Here is a 16,882-nt window from a genome sequence, read left to right as displayed (position 1 = left end):
CATGCTGATTTGCCTGTATACAAGGCTTTTCGTCATAACTTAAAACAACAATGTTTTCATCATCATCTTCTGTCACTTTGCAGAGCGCTCTATGAACACTGGTAATCTTAGCCTCATAGTCGCGATCGGTACTGAAGCAGTAAGAGCCAGATGGACGCCTTGCTATGCCGTGTTTTTTGCAGAACCTGCACATAGTTGACGGAGATACCCTCATAACTGCTGCAAGGCCAGCAATTGTCCAGAAGTCAGATGAACTGATTGAATCTCTGGCATGATCGAACTCATCAAGGGATTTTATGTAATCAGGGCTTGTGAAGCAGAGCTCCTTAATCTCCTCAATAGAGTCAGTACTTAAAGATGGTGGACGACCTGATCGTGGACGGTCACGTAAACCGTTAACGCCATGCTCTATGTATCTGCTAAGCCACCTTCTAATAAATTGTCTTGATTTTGAAGTAAGTCTGGATAATTCACAAATTGTTTTGGAGCGCATTGCGCTAAGAACAACGTTACAACGTTCTTTAATACCGTGCTGGTCAATCCTCCTTGAGGAGGTCTGCTGAATAATGGCAAGTTCTTCAGGATTTTGTTTCAAACGGGATTTTACTTGCTGTAAAATCGTTCCTGGCTGCTTATGCAGGGCATGGGCAGCCTGTGAATCAGGGCATTCTACTTTTTTCATAAGCCCTGATTCTACTATATATTTGCAGATTACGATACGTATTTAGTGCTAGTACTCAGTGGGTCAAAACTTTTGAAATCTGATACTAGTGCCTGGTAATCGGCATAAATATCATATTTTGCTTAAGTACACGGGCATGGTAAATTTCAGAAATAATTCCAGTATTTTCAGGCAGGACCTTTTGATATCGTTTGAAAAGCCATATGGCCTGAGCCTCATGGTATAAGTCTCCATGCCTGGTCGTGATGTCCTTCTGATGTATTTGTTCTGGCCTGATGCAGCTGCAGGCGGACAGACATTATGCTGACTGTGCCATGGGCTGCGGGCATCTCAGTCCAGTTTTTCAAATGGTCGGCTGAGCCGACCTGATCCTTAATTTGCTGATTGTTTTTGTGCTGCTGATACTGCGCAGCCCAGGTACAGTATTTCTTGCCTGTACGTCCTTGCCAGTCATCAAAATGCCCGTTGTTGCCCGGGCTCTATTTGCAGGCCCAGGCCAGCTCTCATGGCTGGTGTTACCCAGGCCAGCTCTCATGGCTGGTGTTACCCAGACCGGCTCCCATGGCTGGTGTTACCCAGGCCTGCTCTCATGGCTGGTGCTACCCTGGATCTGGCCTTGTGCCGCAAACGCAGCAGTGCAAAAGTGCACGGGGCACTCAATGCAAAAAATGCACGGAGGCACGCGCAATAATGCAGCCCAGGGCTGCATTGTGATAAGAACTTCCTGATGTTGCAGTGATGATTGTTTCAGGCAGAGTGTGATAATTATCAGGGGGATGAGGTTTGTCCCTCTCGATGTCCAAACAGGGCCATACATGAATTTAAACCCTGATCCTTATTGATACTCCTTGTCTGTCCTGAGTTTTATCCTGGCTTTAAGGGCGGATATTAAGTCAGGGATTTCCGGCGGAGAGTTTTGTCCGGGTTTTCCGGCATGTCTTTGCTGGCTGAGATTTCAGTGCGCAGCCTGCCTGCCTTACTGAAATGGGGGCCTTACAGCCTTGAACAAGGAGCGTGCCTTCTGATGTCACTTCCAGGTGTTTACGTGGCTCAGGTGTCCTTGCACATGTGTGATTCCATGACGGCGTCTGTGTCCAGCGATCTGTACATAACTTCATGACAATTTCATGGTACTCAGTCTGTAAACACAGATATACAGGCCATCAGCCAGCATCCATAGTTATAAACTTTTGGTTGAAATACTCACACTTTATGTATCTAAAAGCAAGAAATCTCAGAAACGGAACAGCTAAATCTTGATAACTGTCACAAGTGCTCCGGCACGTAAATAGCGAAAAGTGCACGAAATCCGACGGATTGTCCTGTTATATTCATCAGTACCGGGATAAAGAAAAAGCCTCATGCACGGGGCCGCTGATCGCGCCCTCAAGGCATGAGGCTTAATTGTCTGCAGTCACGGGGACTCTGAAGCTGAGGCTGAGGCAGCGTCCCGGGTACCGGGGCTTTGCCCGGGGCAAGGCTATGGCCCGGCCGGGCACGCTTCGGGCCAGTGGTCAGGTGCCAGGAGCCGGGACCGTGGATGGGCACGGAGGTGCCGCCAGGCGGTCAGTTGCGCATGCGCAGGCAGCCATCCATTTCGTTGAGGGTCTTGCGCGTGGCACCACGGCCGTTCTGCTGAATGTCAAAGGCGCGCATGCCCGTGGTGACCATGAGCTCATTGTCATCAAGAAACATCTTGATGACAGCAAACAGGCGGCGATGATCATTGGCGACATAGGCCGCTCCGTTTTCAATGAGATTGTCGTACTGCTCATCGAAGTTGTAGTAAAAAGGACCGGTAATGACAGGCAGGGAGAAAAAGGCCGGTTCCAGAGGATTATGACCGCCTACATCAACGAAGCTGCCACCCATGATGATGATGTCGCACAGGCCCAGGTAGAGCTCGATTTCGCCCATGGAGTTGCCAATGAGCACATCCTGGGTGAAGTTGCTCAGATCAGGGTTGAGATTGGTCCTCAGAGCAAAAGAACCATGGATATTGTTGAGGAAGTTGACAGCACGGGCAGTACCGGCGTGGTGGCGCGGTACCAGCACCAGACGCAGATCAGGGTACTGCTCCTTCATGGCATAGAAGGTTTCAATAATCATGGCCTCTTCACCATCGTGGGTGGATATGGCGCCGATAATCTTAAGGTCAGACCACTGCATGCGCACGTGACGGGCAGCGCGGAAGCGGGGCTCGTCAGGTGAGAGATCATATTTGAGTGAGCCTGTCATGCGCAGTCGGTCAGAAGGTACGCCAATGCGCTTGAAGCGTTCCATATCATCAGCGGTCTGGCACAGTACCAGATCAAGTTTGCTGCTGATGAGATCCATGGTCAGAGTGCGGTGCTCCAGGTACTTAAGGCAGGTCTTTTCAGGCATGCGTGCATTGATGATGCAGATGCGGGTACCCCATGCATGGGTGACATTAAGCAGAGATGGCCACAGCTCTGTTTCCATGATATACAGAGCAGAAGGGTTGAAGTTTCTTAAAAAGCGCCATACTGCCAGAGGGGAGTCAAGAGGAGCAAAGACATGGTTGATGCCCTCGATCTTTTCAATTTCACGGGCACCTGAGGTAGTGGTTGTGGTCACCAGCACGGTAAGCTTGGGATGACGGCGCATGAATGCCTTGATAAGCGGGCGGGCAGCAATAGCCTCGCCCACACTTACAGTGTGGAACCAGATGCAGTTGCGAAAGCCTGTGCTGTAGTGGCCCAGAAGCTCACAGGCACGGCGGCCATAAGGCGGATCACGTCTCTTTTTGTACATGAGGTACAGCATGCCCAGCGGGGCTATCACGGTGGTGATCAGGCCATACAGCCAGTAAATCAGTCGGGATTTTAAGGACATAATCACAGCTATTCGTTGGGAGAGAACATTACTGTTTCAGGCACAGTATCAGGCAGCCGGCGCCAGGAATAAGACGCCCGTGGCCATTGTCATTTTATGTTGCAGCTTGCGTGCCCGTATGCCAGCGGCAAGCGCTGGCCTTGCAAGGCTCTGGCCTGATCCGGGCCTGCCCTGCTGCGCGCGGCAGACGGCCGGGCAGCCTGCCAGGCCTGCCCTGACGGGGCCGGTCCGGCAGCGGGTGCGGGCGCTTGTCAGGCTGTAGGAATGGCTGGCAGCAGCAGTTTTTCCAGGCTGGAAATGACCTGCTCCGGGGTGAGTTCTTTCAGGCAGTTATAGTGGCCATACTGGCAGGTGCGCTTAAAGCAGGGATGGCATGGCTGAGTGGACTCTACACATACAGCTCTGTCAGAAAGAGGCGGGGTATACAGGGTGGAGGTGGAGCCGAAAATACATACCTGAGGCACACCTGCGGCAGCCACGGTATGCATCATGCCCGAGTCATTGCAGACACCGGCACTGCATGAACCCACCAGATCAAGGGCTTCGGTCAGATCAGTAAGGCCTGCAATGTCATGGAAATATGGCTCAAGGGACGGATCTTCACTGACTATGCTGTTTTTGATGAGCTCAACTGTAGGCTTGTCCTTTGGAGAGCCCATACCAAGCACACTCCAGCCCTTTTTAATAAAATGAGCGCTGACACGGCCAAAGTACTCAGGTGGCCAGAGCTTGGAAGGTCCGTAGTTGGCGCCACAGCCAAGGACCATCAGCGGACGGTCCAGGCTCAGTCCCAGACGCTCAAGCAGCGCCTCGTCAGGACGACGGGTCTGAAGTAAAGGATAGTCAAAGGCCGGCAGGCTTTCATCTCCGGTAACAGTTTTGTCATCAACCCAGGCAAGAGCCACATAGCGGTTGACCATACGGGCAAAATTCTTCTTGTCCGAGCGCATTCTGTTGACAATGAAATAACGTGACTCGCCCTTGAGCGCTATGCGCTCAGGAATGCCGGCAAAAAAAGGAATCAGGGCTGACTTGAAAGAGTTGGGCAGGATGAAGGCACGGTCAAACTTGAGCGCAGCGAGTTTTTTACCCTCCTGCATGCGTTTTGACAGCAGCAGATCGCCATGGGCAAAAGGGTTTTCCATAATCTCATCAACTTCAGGCATGCGCTCAATAATGCAGTGGGCATAGGCAGGGGCATACATGGTGATGGTGCAGGAAGGGTCCTGCTTTTTAAGGGTTTTGAGCAGGCTCTGGGACATGATGATGTCGCCCAGCCAGGCAGGTGAGACGATGAGAATACGAGCAGACATGTGTACCACTTAAGAGAGAGGAGCCATAAGCCGTCCGGTGCACGAGTTCAGATCCTGTTATCACCGTCGCTGCGGCTGACGCAGTTCTGCCGGAGGCCTTAATCAAGCAATGGGATTAGTGTATCAGCATTAGGTCCTTAAAGACAGAACACCATACTTCAAGGGCCCGGCCGCACATGGCGGCATTTTCAGGCAGGAGCGGCTGCTTGTGCTGGACGGCCTTGCAGGCCTTGCCCGCATCGCTCCCTGCGCAGGTGGCACCGCCTGGCAAGGGCCTTGCTGTGCGGGCGCCGGTGCCAGTGCGCGGCTGCCAGTGCGCGGGTGCTGGCTGCGCAGGCGCGGCTGCTTGCCCTGGCGGGCGGGCGGGCAGGCGGGATTAAACAGCTTGCTTATGAGTGCTGCAGCGGCGAAAATGATGGAGCTGCCAGGCCCGGGCGTCAGGTCTTTTCCTGTCAGTTCTCCGGGAGGGGCAGTGAGCATCATGGCAGTGGGCATGAGAGCAGGATCTCATACAATGCCTGAGCCGAAATGACAGTAGGAGCGTGTAATTATGATTATCGTAACTGGTGGTGCCGGTTTTATTGGCAGCAATATCGTAAAGCTGTTAAATGAGCGCGGCCGTCGTGACATCCTGGTAGTAGACAACCTGAAAAACGGCCACAAATTCGTCAATCTGGTAGATCTTGATATTGCCGATTACATGGACAGAGAGGACTTCCGTGCTCTGATTAAGGATGAGCGCGCCTTTAACAGCAAGTACGGCTGTGCCAGTGTCGATGCCGTTTTCCATGAGGGTGCCTGCTCTGCTACCACCGAGTGGGACGGCAAGTATGTCATGGACAATAACTACCAGTACACAGTAGATCTATTTGAGTTCTGCACCTCCCACCGCATTCCTTTCCTCTACGCATCCTCTGCAGCCACCTATGGCGACAAAACTGTCTTTGTTGAGGACCGCGCCCATGAGGGACCGCTCAATGTCTACGGCTACTCCAAGTTCCTTTTTGACGAGTATCTGCGCTCTCGTATTGCCACTCTCAAGTCCCAGGTAGTAGGCTTCCGCTACTTTAATGTCTATGGTCCACGCGAGGGCCACAAGGGATCCATGGCCTCAGTTGCTTTCCACCTGAACAATCAGATGCTCAGGGGTGAAAATCCAAAGCTGTTCAAGGGCTGTGACGGCTATGCCGATGGCGGCCAGACCCGTGACTTCGTTTACGTTGAGGACGTAGCTAAGGTAAATCTGTGGTTCTGGGAGCATAATGGCCCTTCAGGTATCTATAACTGCGGCACCGGTCGTGCCGAGCCATTTTCCAATGTTGCTCAGGCTGTTATTGACCATCATGGCCGTGGTGAAATTGAATTCATCCCGTTCCCTGATCACCTCAAGGGTCACTACCAGAGCTTTACTCAGGCCGATCTGACCAGACTGCGTGCTGCCGGCTGCGATGTTGAGTTCAAGACCGTGGCTCAGGGCGTTGCCGAGTACATGAAATGGCTCAATTCAAAGAAATAGACGACTACAACTTCCCTTTTGAGATTGGAGTTTTAAAAGACAGAAGCAAGGCTCTGACCTTTGCTGACTATCTCAACTCCATAGGCATAAAGGCCACGGCCAAACCGGGCTTTGGTGCCAGCTACTCAATTTATGTAGCCAACGAGTCCGATGTCTCAAAGGCCAAGCTTGAGCTGCTGCGTTTTGGCGACAATCCTTTTGCCAGGGCCTATAACAGGGCATCCTGGACTCAGGGACGCACAGTAAAAAGAGAAAAGACTCAGGGCAGCGGTTTTTTAAGCTTCTCAATGGGTACTTACCAGTGGAAGCTCATGAGCCTGACCTCAATTACCGAGGTACTCTGCATAGCGATTTATCTGCTGTGTCTGGTTCCTGATATGGAGGACATGTTCCTCAGTGCTCTTGCCTGGACCTCTGTGTATGAGATAACAGGCAACTTTGAGATTTTCCGTGCCATCACCCCGGTATTTCTGCACTTTGGCATCTTCCATATAGCCTTTAACATGGTGATGTTTGAGGCTTTCGGCCGTCCGATTGAACGTCACTTCGGTGCCTGGAAACTGGCTTACATAATGATTTCCATAGCCATTGTTTCCAACTTCCTGCAGGTCATGTTTATTCCTCAGGGAGCGGTCTTTGGTGGCATGTCAGGTGTGGTCTACGGCCTTATCGGCTATATGGGTATACTCTCACGACGTGAGGATTTGCCAGATGATCTCAGACTGCCTCAGGGTCTGCTGCTGGTAAGCTTTATCTTCATCGGTATAGGCTTCTTCTTCAGCGGCATTGCCAACCTCTGTCACGTAGGTGGCATGCTCCTTGGTCTGGCCCTTGGCTTTCTTGACTACCGTCGTCCTCTCAACCGACGCCAGAGCAGGTAAGACTCCAGTGCCTCCAGGGCCAGCACCATCAGGTCCGATGGCTCTGATGGTGCTGGCCCTGACCGGCGCAGGCGGGTGTACCGGCCGTTTGGACGGGCCGTCAGACGGCCCTGTGCCTTAGCGGACCATAAAAAAAGCGTAATCCCCCTCTATGGGAGATTACGCTTTTTTCATGGCTGCTGCCCTGAGGCTGCAGCCAGGTGAAGCACTGGATCAGGCAAAGGACCTGAGCAGAGAAACTTTGAGACTACTGGTAGATGTAGTTGGTGAAGAGCAGATCCTGGATAACAGGGCCGTTCTTCTTGGAAGCCAGCAGCTCGGCAACGCGGGCACGGCACTCGGCACGCAGAGCCTCACGGCCTGCAGCGGTGGCAATGGCGTTGTATTCCTTGGCACCGATAATGGTAATGATAGCGTCGCGAATCAGGGCGTCATGCTCGGTTACCAGCGGAAGATCGCGGCTGTCCTTGACCATTACATTTACATGAACACGTAAATAGTGGAGACGGCCGCCGCCGGAGTTTGCCAGGTTGGTGGTAAAGTCCGGGGTCATATCATAGTAGCCAATCTCAGGAGTCATGGCTTCAGCCAGAGCCATTGCAGGATCCTGGGCCTCAGTGGCTATATCAATTGGTTCATGTGGTGCTGCTGCAAATGCAGGAGCAGTGGAGCTTAAAAGCAGCGCAGTGGCGGCAGTGAGCAAAATCTTCTGGTACATGACGGACTAATTTCCTGATTGCTAACAAGACTTGCCTAATAATAAACCTGATGCATGTAAAACGCATCATGATGAACAAGACTTGATCTAAATTTTCGACCATGAGCTTTTTGCCTGTCCTTAACGGCGGGGCAAGGCATTGCCAGGCAGGGCTGCACGTCCTGACGGTATAAGCAAACCATCATGGAATTAATCGGCACATAAATTAACTTCTGCAGGTACATGGCTCTGCGGATGTCAAAAATATGTGATTCTGCCCTGATAAGGGGCTGATTTTACAGTTTTTTGCAAAAGCTTTGCCAACAAAGCCCCGCGACGGGCCTCCAGGCCCGGCGTATGTATCAGCTTTGTCAGCAACAAATCACGGGCTTTGCCCGGGTCCCGGGCCCGTCCCTGGGCCGGGCATGGCTTTTCCCAGATGGGACAGGGCGTGGGCCTGGTTTTGCCAACACCGGACAGGGCGTGGGCCGTGTTCAGGCCAGGACTTATGGCTGGTCCTGACCTGCGGTGGCGGCGCCAGCAGCGGCGCTGGCAGCGCCGGCTGCTGCCTTGTCGTCAGAGAGGTCCCGGCGCAGCGGGCGTATGGCTGAGGCACGGCCGTCGGCTATGCGGGCTGCGGTTTCAGCTGAACGCTGAGCTGCCTGGGCAGCGGCATCTGCTGCAGCTTTCTCGGTACGGCGGCGGGCATTGGAGATCTTAATCTCGGCAATTTCACGCTTGAGATGGCGTACCAGCTTGGCTGCCAGAAGAGGTTCGGCTGCATGAGCAAGGCGGATGATCTTCTCCTGATGAGGGCAGATAGTCTGATCATCATGGTATTCAAAGTAATTGTGACGGATGAAGGTGTCACACATGATGTTGAACATGATGGGATCGGCAAACTCAGGAGAGTTATTGGTAATGTCTGATGGTACCTTCTTGCACAGATCAACGCAGGTATCAATAAATTCCTGCTTTTGAATCATACCGTCGCCAGTCTGTCTGAGAATGGATACGGCAATGAGGTAGCGCACCAGATTCAGACGAATGGAGCTTGAGAGGATCAGCAGTTCTTCAAAGCCGTCGCCGGAGAGAGTGAGCATGTGATTTTCCAGCTCAGTGATATAGCCGCCGGTGACAAAGGCATTGATGTACTTGTTGATCATATGGTCCAGTTCTTCTTCACGCACAGGAGCAAAGAGCTCATGTTTGAGAAAGTAGAACAGGGAGCGGGTGTTGGTAATGACATCCTCGCGCATGATGTGGCCATTGCGGATGAGGATGTTGGCAATCAGAGCCGGCAGAGCAAAAAGATGCAGAATGTTGTTCTGGAAATAGGTCAGCTGCAGGGTCTGGCCTCGGCTTGGGCGTACAAACTTCATGTCATCGCCCACATCATAGACCTTGAACTTGTTGAGCTCGAGAGCCTGAGAAATCAGAGTCTCAAGGCTTGAGGTAGGCATGAGATTCTTACGGCGCGGATCGCAGCTGAGCACGATGAGATAGAGCTTGAGACAGCGTTTGAGCATGTGAATGCTCATGGTGTGGTCAGCATCACCAATGATGGCCAGGGCACAAAGGTTAATGGCATTGACCGAGGCTGAGTCATTGAGCTTGATAATAATCTCATGGCTGAGCTGATTGACCGTGTCATAGAGCCACTCAGGGCGTGAGTTGCCCTCAGGGTCAATGCAGCTGTGCCAGTCAGGCACATGCTCAGACAGGAAGCGCGGCACAATAACAGGCTCGCCGAAATTGACATAGCCGCGTCCGTAGTAGCGCAGACGCTTGAAAATACCCAGCAGGCCCCTGATGCTTTCCTTCTGCTTCTTGGCGCCCTGCAGCTCGTGCATGTAGGAGCCCACCTCCATGACATGCTCATAGCCCAGATAGGTTGGAATGAAGGCAATAGGTCGTTCAATACCGCGCAACTGAGCCTGTACGGTCATGGATACCATGCCGGTACGTGGCGGCAGGGTGCGTCCGGTACGGGAACGGCCGCCCTCAATAAAGAACTCGGTGGCATAGCCGCGCTCAAAGAGCACGAACAGATACTCACGGAACAGGGCAGTGTAGAAAGAGTCGCCCTTCATCTTGCGGCGGATAAAGTAGGAGCCGCAGCGGCGGATAATCTGACCTACAGGGAAGAAGTTGAGGTTGTCACCTGATGCCACCTGAGGAATAGGCAGGCCTTCATGGAAGATGGCAAAGAGCAGCAGGATGTAATCCATGTGCGAACGGTGGCAGGGAATGTAGATAATTTCATAGCCGTTCTTGACCAGCTCGCGCACTCTGTTGGCGCCTACAATGCTCTGGCCATGGTAAATACGCTTCCAGATAAGGGAGATGATGGTGTTGAAAAAGCGCAGCAGCGGATAGCGGGTATCAGCAATCATGACATCAAAGATGTCATAGGCCTTTTTCTCCACAATTTCCTTGCTCTCACCTGTTTTGGCCATGCTTGCGGCAATGGCTTTCTGAGTTCCCGGACGCTGAACCAGCTCCTGGAGCAGGCGGGTACGGTTAGGGAAAGGGCGTCCGACAATAGAGCGGGCCTTACTCAGAAAGTGAAAAGAGATAAGACGCTTTAAGGTAGTACGGCGGGTCTCGGGATTTTCAATCAAATCAAGACGGCCCTTGAGAACCGAGGCAAGGCAGGGATCGGAAATGATGGTGCTGTTATCGCGGCCGGCAAAGGTCAGAGTAAGGAATTTGCGCCAGCCCGGAGTAGACAGATCGATGCCCCGGATAGCCTTGCCTTCTATGGAAGGGTCGCGTGACCAGAGCACGGAAATAGGAATGATCTGAACGTCAGTTTTAAAGTGCTCGCAGGCATCAAACCACTCAAAAATGACTTCACTGATATCCCTGGCATAGGCCTTGGAGCTGAAAAAAGAAGGACTGCGCAGATAGGCGGTACGTGGCAGCTCACGATCGCCAATGATGATATTGTCAAAAGGACTTGGCCAGCCCAGCTTGCTGGTAAGGCGCTCGACAGTAAGCATGTTGCCTACTGATGAGGACACCATGATGTAGACAATCTGCTTTGAGTCATTAATCTTGAAGTGCTTGAGCGGCTCAAAAGGAATAGGCTCACATGTGGCAGTGATCCTGATAGGCCAGTAAAAAAGAGCGCGTAGAAAACGATTAACCATCATATTAGTCAGGCTCCTCATTTGGCAGAGAGCTGCTCAATCGCAATTGCTCTTACAGGCGTGACAGGCCGGTATAAAGCAAGTAAGGCCCCTTTCCTTATTGTCAGCGGCATTAAACAGGTTTACCGGGGCGGGAAATAAAAGAGAAAGGTCAGGCAGGGAATCCGTGGTCTCAGACTCCTTATCACTGCCACGTCGCTGGGGAGAGCTGTCAGCCGTAAAAATCACATGCTTGACTGGCCTGATGTCCCCACGCATCGGCCATAACTCAGTCAATACCTACAATGTACACAATGCAGGCACAAATTCCACATCCTACCCCTTATGGGGAGGGCCTTTTACTGCTTTTTGGTTGTATCTCACATATTTCAAAAATAGACAGAATTTTTTTGTCCTTAGAGCTTGATTATCCTGTCCATGTCATTACGGTCCAGGGTGGTTTCAATGTCTGCAAAACCATAAACGTGATGCATAAGCGCGTACTTTGCAAAGCTATTGCATTCCTGGGTCATATTATTTTTTAACTGCAATTAATAAAGTCATTAAAAAAATTATGACATCTGGACGCACTCAGGCTTATGATGAGCTGCAGCCTTACCGGCAGAAAAAGCCGGGAACAGCTTACGGGTATCAACAGCAGTACTGCGCCTGGTGCACAGGCATGATCGGCCTGTCAGTCGCAGTTTATTGTAACTGGACAAAGCAAGCTCAGCATTAGGAAAACCGTTAGCTCTCAGTATCTAAAATTAGAGGTGCACAATGGGGGTTAGAGTTGTAAAACTCCGGTAAGATAAGGATTTAAATGAGTTTTTGTTGCTGTGGGCTTGCATCTTTTTTCAGTAACGGTAAGCTCAGAACCCGCAATATAAAACTCTTATTCTATGCTCAGTCCCGGGCCTGCAGCAACCACAATGACAAGTTTACCGGCCCGCACCTCTGAAAGATGACTCAGCCGCCGTCGAGACTGCCATCGAGGCCGCCGTTGAGGCGCGCGCCATCGGGGCCGCCGGGCATTGCCGCTGTGCGCTGCACATAAGGGTGGCGCAGGCGGGCAGGAACAGGCATGGAAGAAAGTAAAAACAGGAAAAGAGCAGTGGAAAAGTTAGAACAGTTCAGCAAGGCTGAAGACGCTCCCTCTCATGTAGCTCAGACTCTGGCTCGTAAGGGGCTTGCAGGCAACATGCAGGGCGCTGCCGGGCATATGCCTGATGACGATTCGGACAGTGAAAGCATGTCCGTCAGGGAAGCTGCCCGCATTGAAAAGATCAAAGTAATCAAAAATACCGCCTGCACCAGTGACTGCGCCGCCGGTGCTGCCAGTGGCAGCGGCGCTACTGACTGCAAGTGTGCCCCGGCCGACATGAAAAACTGTCAGAGCTGCGCTGCCTCTGCAGGAGGTGAGGGCTGTCCTGATGGTAAAAGCTCAGGCTGCTCACATGAGAGCAGCAGTGCCGAAGTTATTCCTGAGCGCTACAAAAAGCTGGTACTGCTGGCCGGTACCGCATCAGTAGTAACAGCCGTACTTCTGATTGTCATGAAGTTTGTGGTGTGGCTCTTTTCAGGTTCGGCCACCATTCTGGCATCTCTTACCGACTCTCTTATTGACCTTGGTGCTTCCTTTATCAACCTGCTGGCACTGCGTTATGCTCTGCAGCCGGCTGACAAGCAGCACCGCTTTGGTCATTACAAGGCCGAGGCTCTGGCCTCCCTGTCTCAGGCAGCATTTATCTGCGGATCAGCCCTGCTGCTGATCTTCAACGGTTATGAGCGCCTGATGAAGCCAGTGGCCATTGGCTATATCGACATAGCCATTTATGTGTCCATAGCCTCCATTGTGCTCACATTAATGCTGACCATGTTCCAGGGCTATGTGTGCAAGCTTACCCAGTCAGAGGCCGTGGCAGCTGACCGCTTCCACTATCTTTCTGACGTCGGACTGAACCTGAGCGTTATTGTTTCTCTGGTACTGACCCGTATGGGCTATGAGTGGTCTGACGGTCTGGTCACCATTCTGCTTGGTCTGTACATCATGAAGAGCTCCTGGCATATTGGCCATGTAGCTGTAGGTACTCTGCTGGACAAGTCCATGAGTGTTGAGGATAACAACAAGATTATCCGCTCCATTCTGGCTGTGGACGGCATCGACTCTTTCCATGATCTGCGTACCCGTAAGGCCGGTCCTCAGCACTATATTCAGTGCCATATCGTAATTGATCACTCAATGCCACTTGGTCAGGCTCATGATCTTGCTGACGAGGCCGAGCACAATATACGCCGCTTCTTCCCTGATGCTGACATCTCTTTGCATATGGAGCCGGATCATAACGAGACCTTTAAGGACATTACCTTTATCGACAGTCAGTTCTGTCAGGTGCCAGTCAACTTCTATGGCCGCTCAGGCAGCGCCTCGGCTGACGACACGCAGCCAGCAGCCGATGCTGCAGCCGCTGCCAGCGCCAAAGCAGGTGACAGTGACAGGGGCGCTGCCCAGGCTGCAGGTGCTCCAGCTGCTGCGCCAGCTTCCTCTGCAGCACAGGCTGCACAGCACGGCTCAGCCTCCATGGCATAGCCTGATATGGTGCACCTGGGCGCTGTCCTGACCGTGGTAAGTTCTGTTACCTGGTAACATAGTAAAGGATAAATATGAAAAAGGGATGACTGTCGCAGTTATCCCTTTTTTAGTCCTGATGCTGGCTTTTGTAACATTGATGTAACGGTGTTTTGCACCATCACTTGTCTAAAATGTTAGAATCAGGGATCAATTTTCATACAGTCAGCACAGTAGGGCCATTTCACCCACAATCATCCTGCGCTGTCAGATATCGTGGTCCCGGCCTCAGACAGCCGGTCTGACCGCAGGCAGCAGGCGTATGGGCGTATGAGAGCCATGCTTTCATGCGTAAGGCTTTATTGTTATCCGCAAGGTCAGCGGAACATAACTGACCAGATGCTCAATCCAAGTTCTTAAGAGCCTGCCTGTGAGCACCTTCAAGTACAGACATTCCCCAGACACGTCATTACAGTGCGTTGCCCTGCATTCACAGTTGGACCTGCAGCTGCACTTTAGATGCCGAAGCACCAGCGCACAAGCTGCAGCACCAGCGCTCTGAGTTGCAGCACCAGCACTCTGAGTTGCAGTGGCAGCCGGTTCTGCGGTCGCAGTATATGCAGCTGATAGTGGTGCATGCATATGTATAAGTACCGGTCTTTTGTGCGCGGCACGCCCGGTACGTGGCACGGCCGGTATGTGTCACGCCCGGTACGTGGCACGGCTGGAGCCTGCACAGGTGGAGCGCGGCACGACGGTCCATACATATGGGGACATTAAACCGGCATGGTCCGGCACACAGAAAGATTAATTTAAGGTAGGCATATGCGCATTCGGGATCTGCTGGAAAGACAGTCAGTCTGTATCAACGCCAGCCCGGTAAGTAAAGAAGATGCTGTATCCAGGCTTGTTGATGCCATGGCTTCAACCGGCTGCATCAATGACATTGACCGTTTCCGTGAAGATGTATTTGAGCGTGAGCGCAAGAGCTCTACCGGTCTTGGTGAGGGCATTGCCATACCTCATGCCAAGAGCCCTGGCGTAGACCGTCCCGGCCTTGCAGCCATGGTTGTGCCTAATGGAGTTGATTTTGATTCCATTGATGGTGAGCCTGTCCATCTCATCTTCATGATCGCCTCGCCAAACCAGGCATCAGATGCCCATCTTGATGTGCTGGCCCGCCTGTCCACTCTTCTTATTGACGAGCACTTCCGCTCTTCCCTGCTTTCAGCTCACAGCGTAGATGAGTTCCTTGAGGCTATCGACAGCGCCGAGTCTGTGGAGGATGAAAAAGAGGCCAGTGAGCAGGCACGTCAGGAGGAAGAGGCTGACAGTCCCGAGCAGAAAAAGGGCTATGACATTGTAGCCGTGACTGCCTGTCCGGCAGGTCTGTCTCATACCTACATGGCCGCTGAGGCTCTTGAGCAAAAGGCCAGAGAAATGGGACTTACCATCAAGGTAGAGGCTGACGGCGCTGCCGGTAACCGCAACAGCCTGATGCCTGAGGATATTGCCTCTGCCCGTGCTGTTATTGTGGCTGCTGACCGTGCTGTGGATATTGACCGCTTTGCCGGCAAGCCAATGGTGCGTACCGGGGTGGTCGATGGCGTACACCGTCCTGGAGAGCTCATCAAAAAGGCCCTCTCACCTGACTGTCCTGTCTACAGGATAGGCGGCATGTCGACTGAATCGACCAACCTGCCGATGAAGCTCTACCGCCATCTGATGAGCGGTCTGACCTACATTCTTCCTCTTGCTGCCACTGCAGGTATTCTCTCGGCTGTAGCCCGTCTTGAGTTTGTAAAGACCAGCAGCCTTGGTCTGTTCCTTGATTCCATTGGCTACAGTATTGGCAGTCTGCTCTTTCCGGTACTAAGTGCCTTTATTGCTTTCTCCATGGCCGGACGTATGGCTCTGGTAGCAGGCTTTACCGGCGGTGTTATGGCTGATATGGCCAGCGCCGGTGTGATAGGAGCTCTGCTCAACGGCTTTGTAGGAGGCGGCGTAGCCTTTGTGGTGGCGCGAATAGCCCAGCGTTTTCTCAAAGGACATGATGCCATGTTCGCGCTGCTGGTCTATCCTCTGGCAGGCGCGGTGCTGACCACGCTGATAGCCCAGTTTATTACCAATCTGCCGGCGGCCCTGATCGACAATGTTATCAACGACTTTATCTCTGATACCAGCACCATTACCCTGGTAGCCATAGGAGCGGTGCTGGCAGGCATGATGTCAGCTGACATGGGTGGACCTTTTAACAAGCTGGCCTATGCCTCAGGCGTACTGCTGCTTGCTGACTGTCTGCCAGAAAACGGACCTGGCTCGATGGTTATGGCCAGCGTCATGTTAGGCGGTATGGTGCCCCCAATGGCAGCTGGTGTAGCTGCACGCTTTATTGCCCCTGGTCACTTTGCAGCCCGCGAGCGCGAAGCTGCCCTTTCAGCCATATTCAAAGGCCTGCTCTTTATTACCGAAGCCGTACTGCCATTTCTGACCTTAAAGCGTCTGCGTCTGGCCTGTGTCACCGGTTCGGCTGTGGCAGGCGGTCTAAGCATGTTCTTCCACTGTGGAATCTGTGCTCCTCACGGCGGTATCTTCCTTTTCCCTCTGGCAACAGAGCCGCTGTTCTATATAGTTTCACTGCTGGGCGGCGTGCTCTGCGGTGCCCTGATGTTTGCCATGCTCAGCCCTAATCAGGCTGCAGTTCAGGCCGAAGCTCAGGCAGCTGCTGCGGCCGCTGCAGCTGAGGACGAAGCGGCACGCGAGGCCGCAAGCTCCCTGTCCTCAGGTCAGCTTCCTGAGCGCGGCCCATCCATGGCTCAGGAAGCTGCTACTGTTGCAGCTCAGGTTGATGCAGCTGCAACCGGCCAGGCCACTCAGCCAGCTCAGGACAGCCAGGCTGACGCTCCTTCAGCCCCGGCCGGGGCGGCAGAACCAGCAGCCGTCGCAGCCGTAGCAACTGACGCTGCAGGTGCTGCAGACTGTGCTCAGTCAGCCCATGAGGCAGATCCTCTGTCAGCTGATGCCTGTGCTGCTGCTCATCAGGCAGCCCCGCTGTCAGCTAACGGCCAGAAGTCTCAAAATCAGGAGTCTGAACAGAGTAGCGGTCAGCGTGCAGAAGGCACAGAGCAGACAAAGCCTGTCATCTGATGACAGCCGTGAGCGATGATGTTCATAACGTCAGCTCCAAAAGCAAAGCCCGACCATAAGGTCGGGCTTTGCTTTTGGAGGGCTTAA

General features: G+C 52.8%; 9 protein-coding genes. 4 read left to right on the top strand and 5 right to left on the bottom strand.

Features of this window, described 5'->3' with window-relative positions; genetic code table 11:
- From MXE39_RS10370 to waaF, 3 genes are all read right to left on the bottom strand, one after another.
- The coding region (locus MXE39_RS10370) for a helix-turn-helix domain-containing protein (RefSeq protein WP_246978331.1) at nt 1-682 on the bottom strand (682 nt) is incomplete at its 3' end.
- A 1,566-nt stretch (nt 683-2,248) separates the two neighbouring features.
- Nucleotides 2,249-3,538, bottom strand: coding sequence for a 3-deoxy-D-manno-octulosonic acid transferase (locus MXE39_RS10365; protein WP_246978618.1), 1,290 nt, complete (start codon nt 3,536-3,538; stop codon nt 2,249-2,251).
- 251 nt (nt 3,539-3,789) lie between these two features.
- The gene (gene waaF, locus MXE39_RS10360) at nt 3,790-4,851 is read right to left on the bottom strand and encodes a lipopolysaccharide heptosyltransferase II (protein WP_246978617.1); all 1,062 of its coding nucleotides are present in this window, start codon (nt 4,849-4,851) and stop codon (nt 3,790-3,792) included.
- A gap of 550 nt (nt 4,852-5,401) precedes the next feature.
- On the opposite strand from waaF, the gene rfaD reads away from it, so the two are divergent.
- The gene (rfaD, locus tag MXE39_RS10355; protein ID WP_246978616.1) at nt 5,402-6,367 is read left to right on the top strand and encodes an ADP-glyceromanno-heptose 6-epimerase; all 966 of its coding nucleotides are present in this window, start codon (nt 5,402-5,404) and stop codon (nt 6,365-6,367) included.
- Nucleotides 6,346-7,248 (top strand): rhomboid family intramembrane serine protease, encoded by a 903-nt coding sequence (locus tag MXE39_RS10350; protein ID WP_246978615.1) that lies wholly within the window; start codon nt 6,346-6,348, stop codon nt 7,246-7,248. The genes rfaD and MXE39_RS10350 overlap by 22 nt, the downstream gene beginning before the upstream one ends.
- 247 nt (nt 7,249-7,495) lie before the next feature.
- Here MXE39_RS10350 and MXE39_RS10345 read toward each other — a convergent pair whose 3' ends face one another.
- Together MXE39_RS10345 and plsB are read right to left on the bottom strand one after the other, a co-directional pair.
- Entirely contained in the window at nt 7,496-7,966 is a 471-nt protein-coding gene (locus MXE39_RS10345; protein WP_246978614.1) for a flagellar basal body-associated FliL family protein, read from the bottom strand.
- Nucleotides 7,967-8,451: 485 nt separating this feature from the next.
- A complete protein-coding gene (gene plsB, locus MXE39_RS10340) occupies nt 8,452-11,103 on the bottom strand; it encodes a glycerol-3-phosphate 1-O-acyltransferase PlsB (protein WP_246978613.1) in 2,652 nt (883 codons plus the stop codon).
- 1,090 nt (nt 11,104-12,193) lie between these two features.
- On the opposite strand from plsB, the gene MXE39_RS10335 reads away from it, so the two are divergent.
- Together MXE39_RS10335 and MXE39_RS10330 are read left to right on the top strand one after the other, a co-directional pair.
- Nucleotides 12,194-13,669 carry a cation diffusion facilitator family transporter gene (locus tag MXE39_RS10335; protein ID WP_246978612.1) on the top strand — a complete coding sequence of 492 codons (1,476 nt, stop codon included), beginning with the start codon at nt 12,194-12,196 and terminating at the stop codon, nt 13,667-13,669.
- 804 nt (nt 13,670-14,473) lie between these two features.
- Nucleotides 14,474-16,795: a fructose-specific PTS transporter subunit EIIC gene (locus MXE39_RS10330; RefSeq protein ID WP_246978611.1), complete on the top strand. Its 2,322-nt coding sequence runs from the start codon at nt 14,474-14,476 to the stop codon at nt 16,793-16,795.
- Nucleotides 16,796-16,882 lie beyond the last annotated feature (87 nt).

The sequence above is a fragment of the Anaerobiospirillum sp. NML120511 genome (assembly GCF_023050955.1).
Lineage (GTDB): Bacteria > Pseudomonadota > Gammaproteobacteria > Enterobacterales > Succinivibrionaceae > Anaerobiospirillum.
This window is presented reverse-complemented; position numbering and strand designations above follow the sequence as displayed.

Excerpts from the sequence above, each read along its gene's own strand:
- plsB (WP_246978613.1), bottom strand. The coding sequence starts at position 11,103 with ATGATGGTTAATCGTTTTCTACGCGCTCTTTTTTACTGGCCTATCAGG.
- MXE39_RS10345 (WP_246978614.1), bottom strand. The coding sequence starts at position 7,966 with ATGTACCAGAAGATTTTGCTCACTGCCGCCACTGCGCTGCTTTTAAGC.
- MXE39_RS10330 (WP_246978611.1), top strand. The coding sequence starts at position 14,474 with ATGCGCATTCGGGATCTGCTGGAAAGACAGTCAGTCTGTATCAACGCC.
- rfaD (WP_246978616.1), top strand. The coding sequence starts at position 5,402 with ATGATTATCGTAACTGGTGGTGCCGGTTTTATTGGCAGCAATATCGTA.
- MXE39_RS10350 (WP_246978615.1), top strand. The coding sequence starts at position 6,346 with ATGGCTCAATTCAAAGAAATAGACGACTACAACTTCCCTTTTGAGATT.
- MXE39_RS10365 (WP_246978618.1), bottom strand. The coding sequence starts at position 3,538 with ATGTCCTTAAAATCCCGACTGATTTACTGGCTGTATGGCCTGATCACC.
- waaF (WP_246978617.1), bottom strand. The coding sequence starts at position 4,851 with ATGTCTGCTCGTATTCTCATCGTCTCACCTGCCTGGCTGGGCGACATC.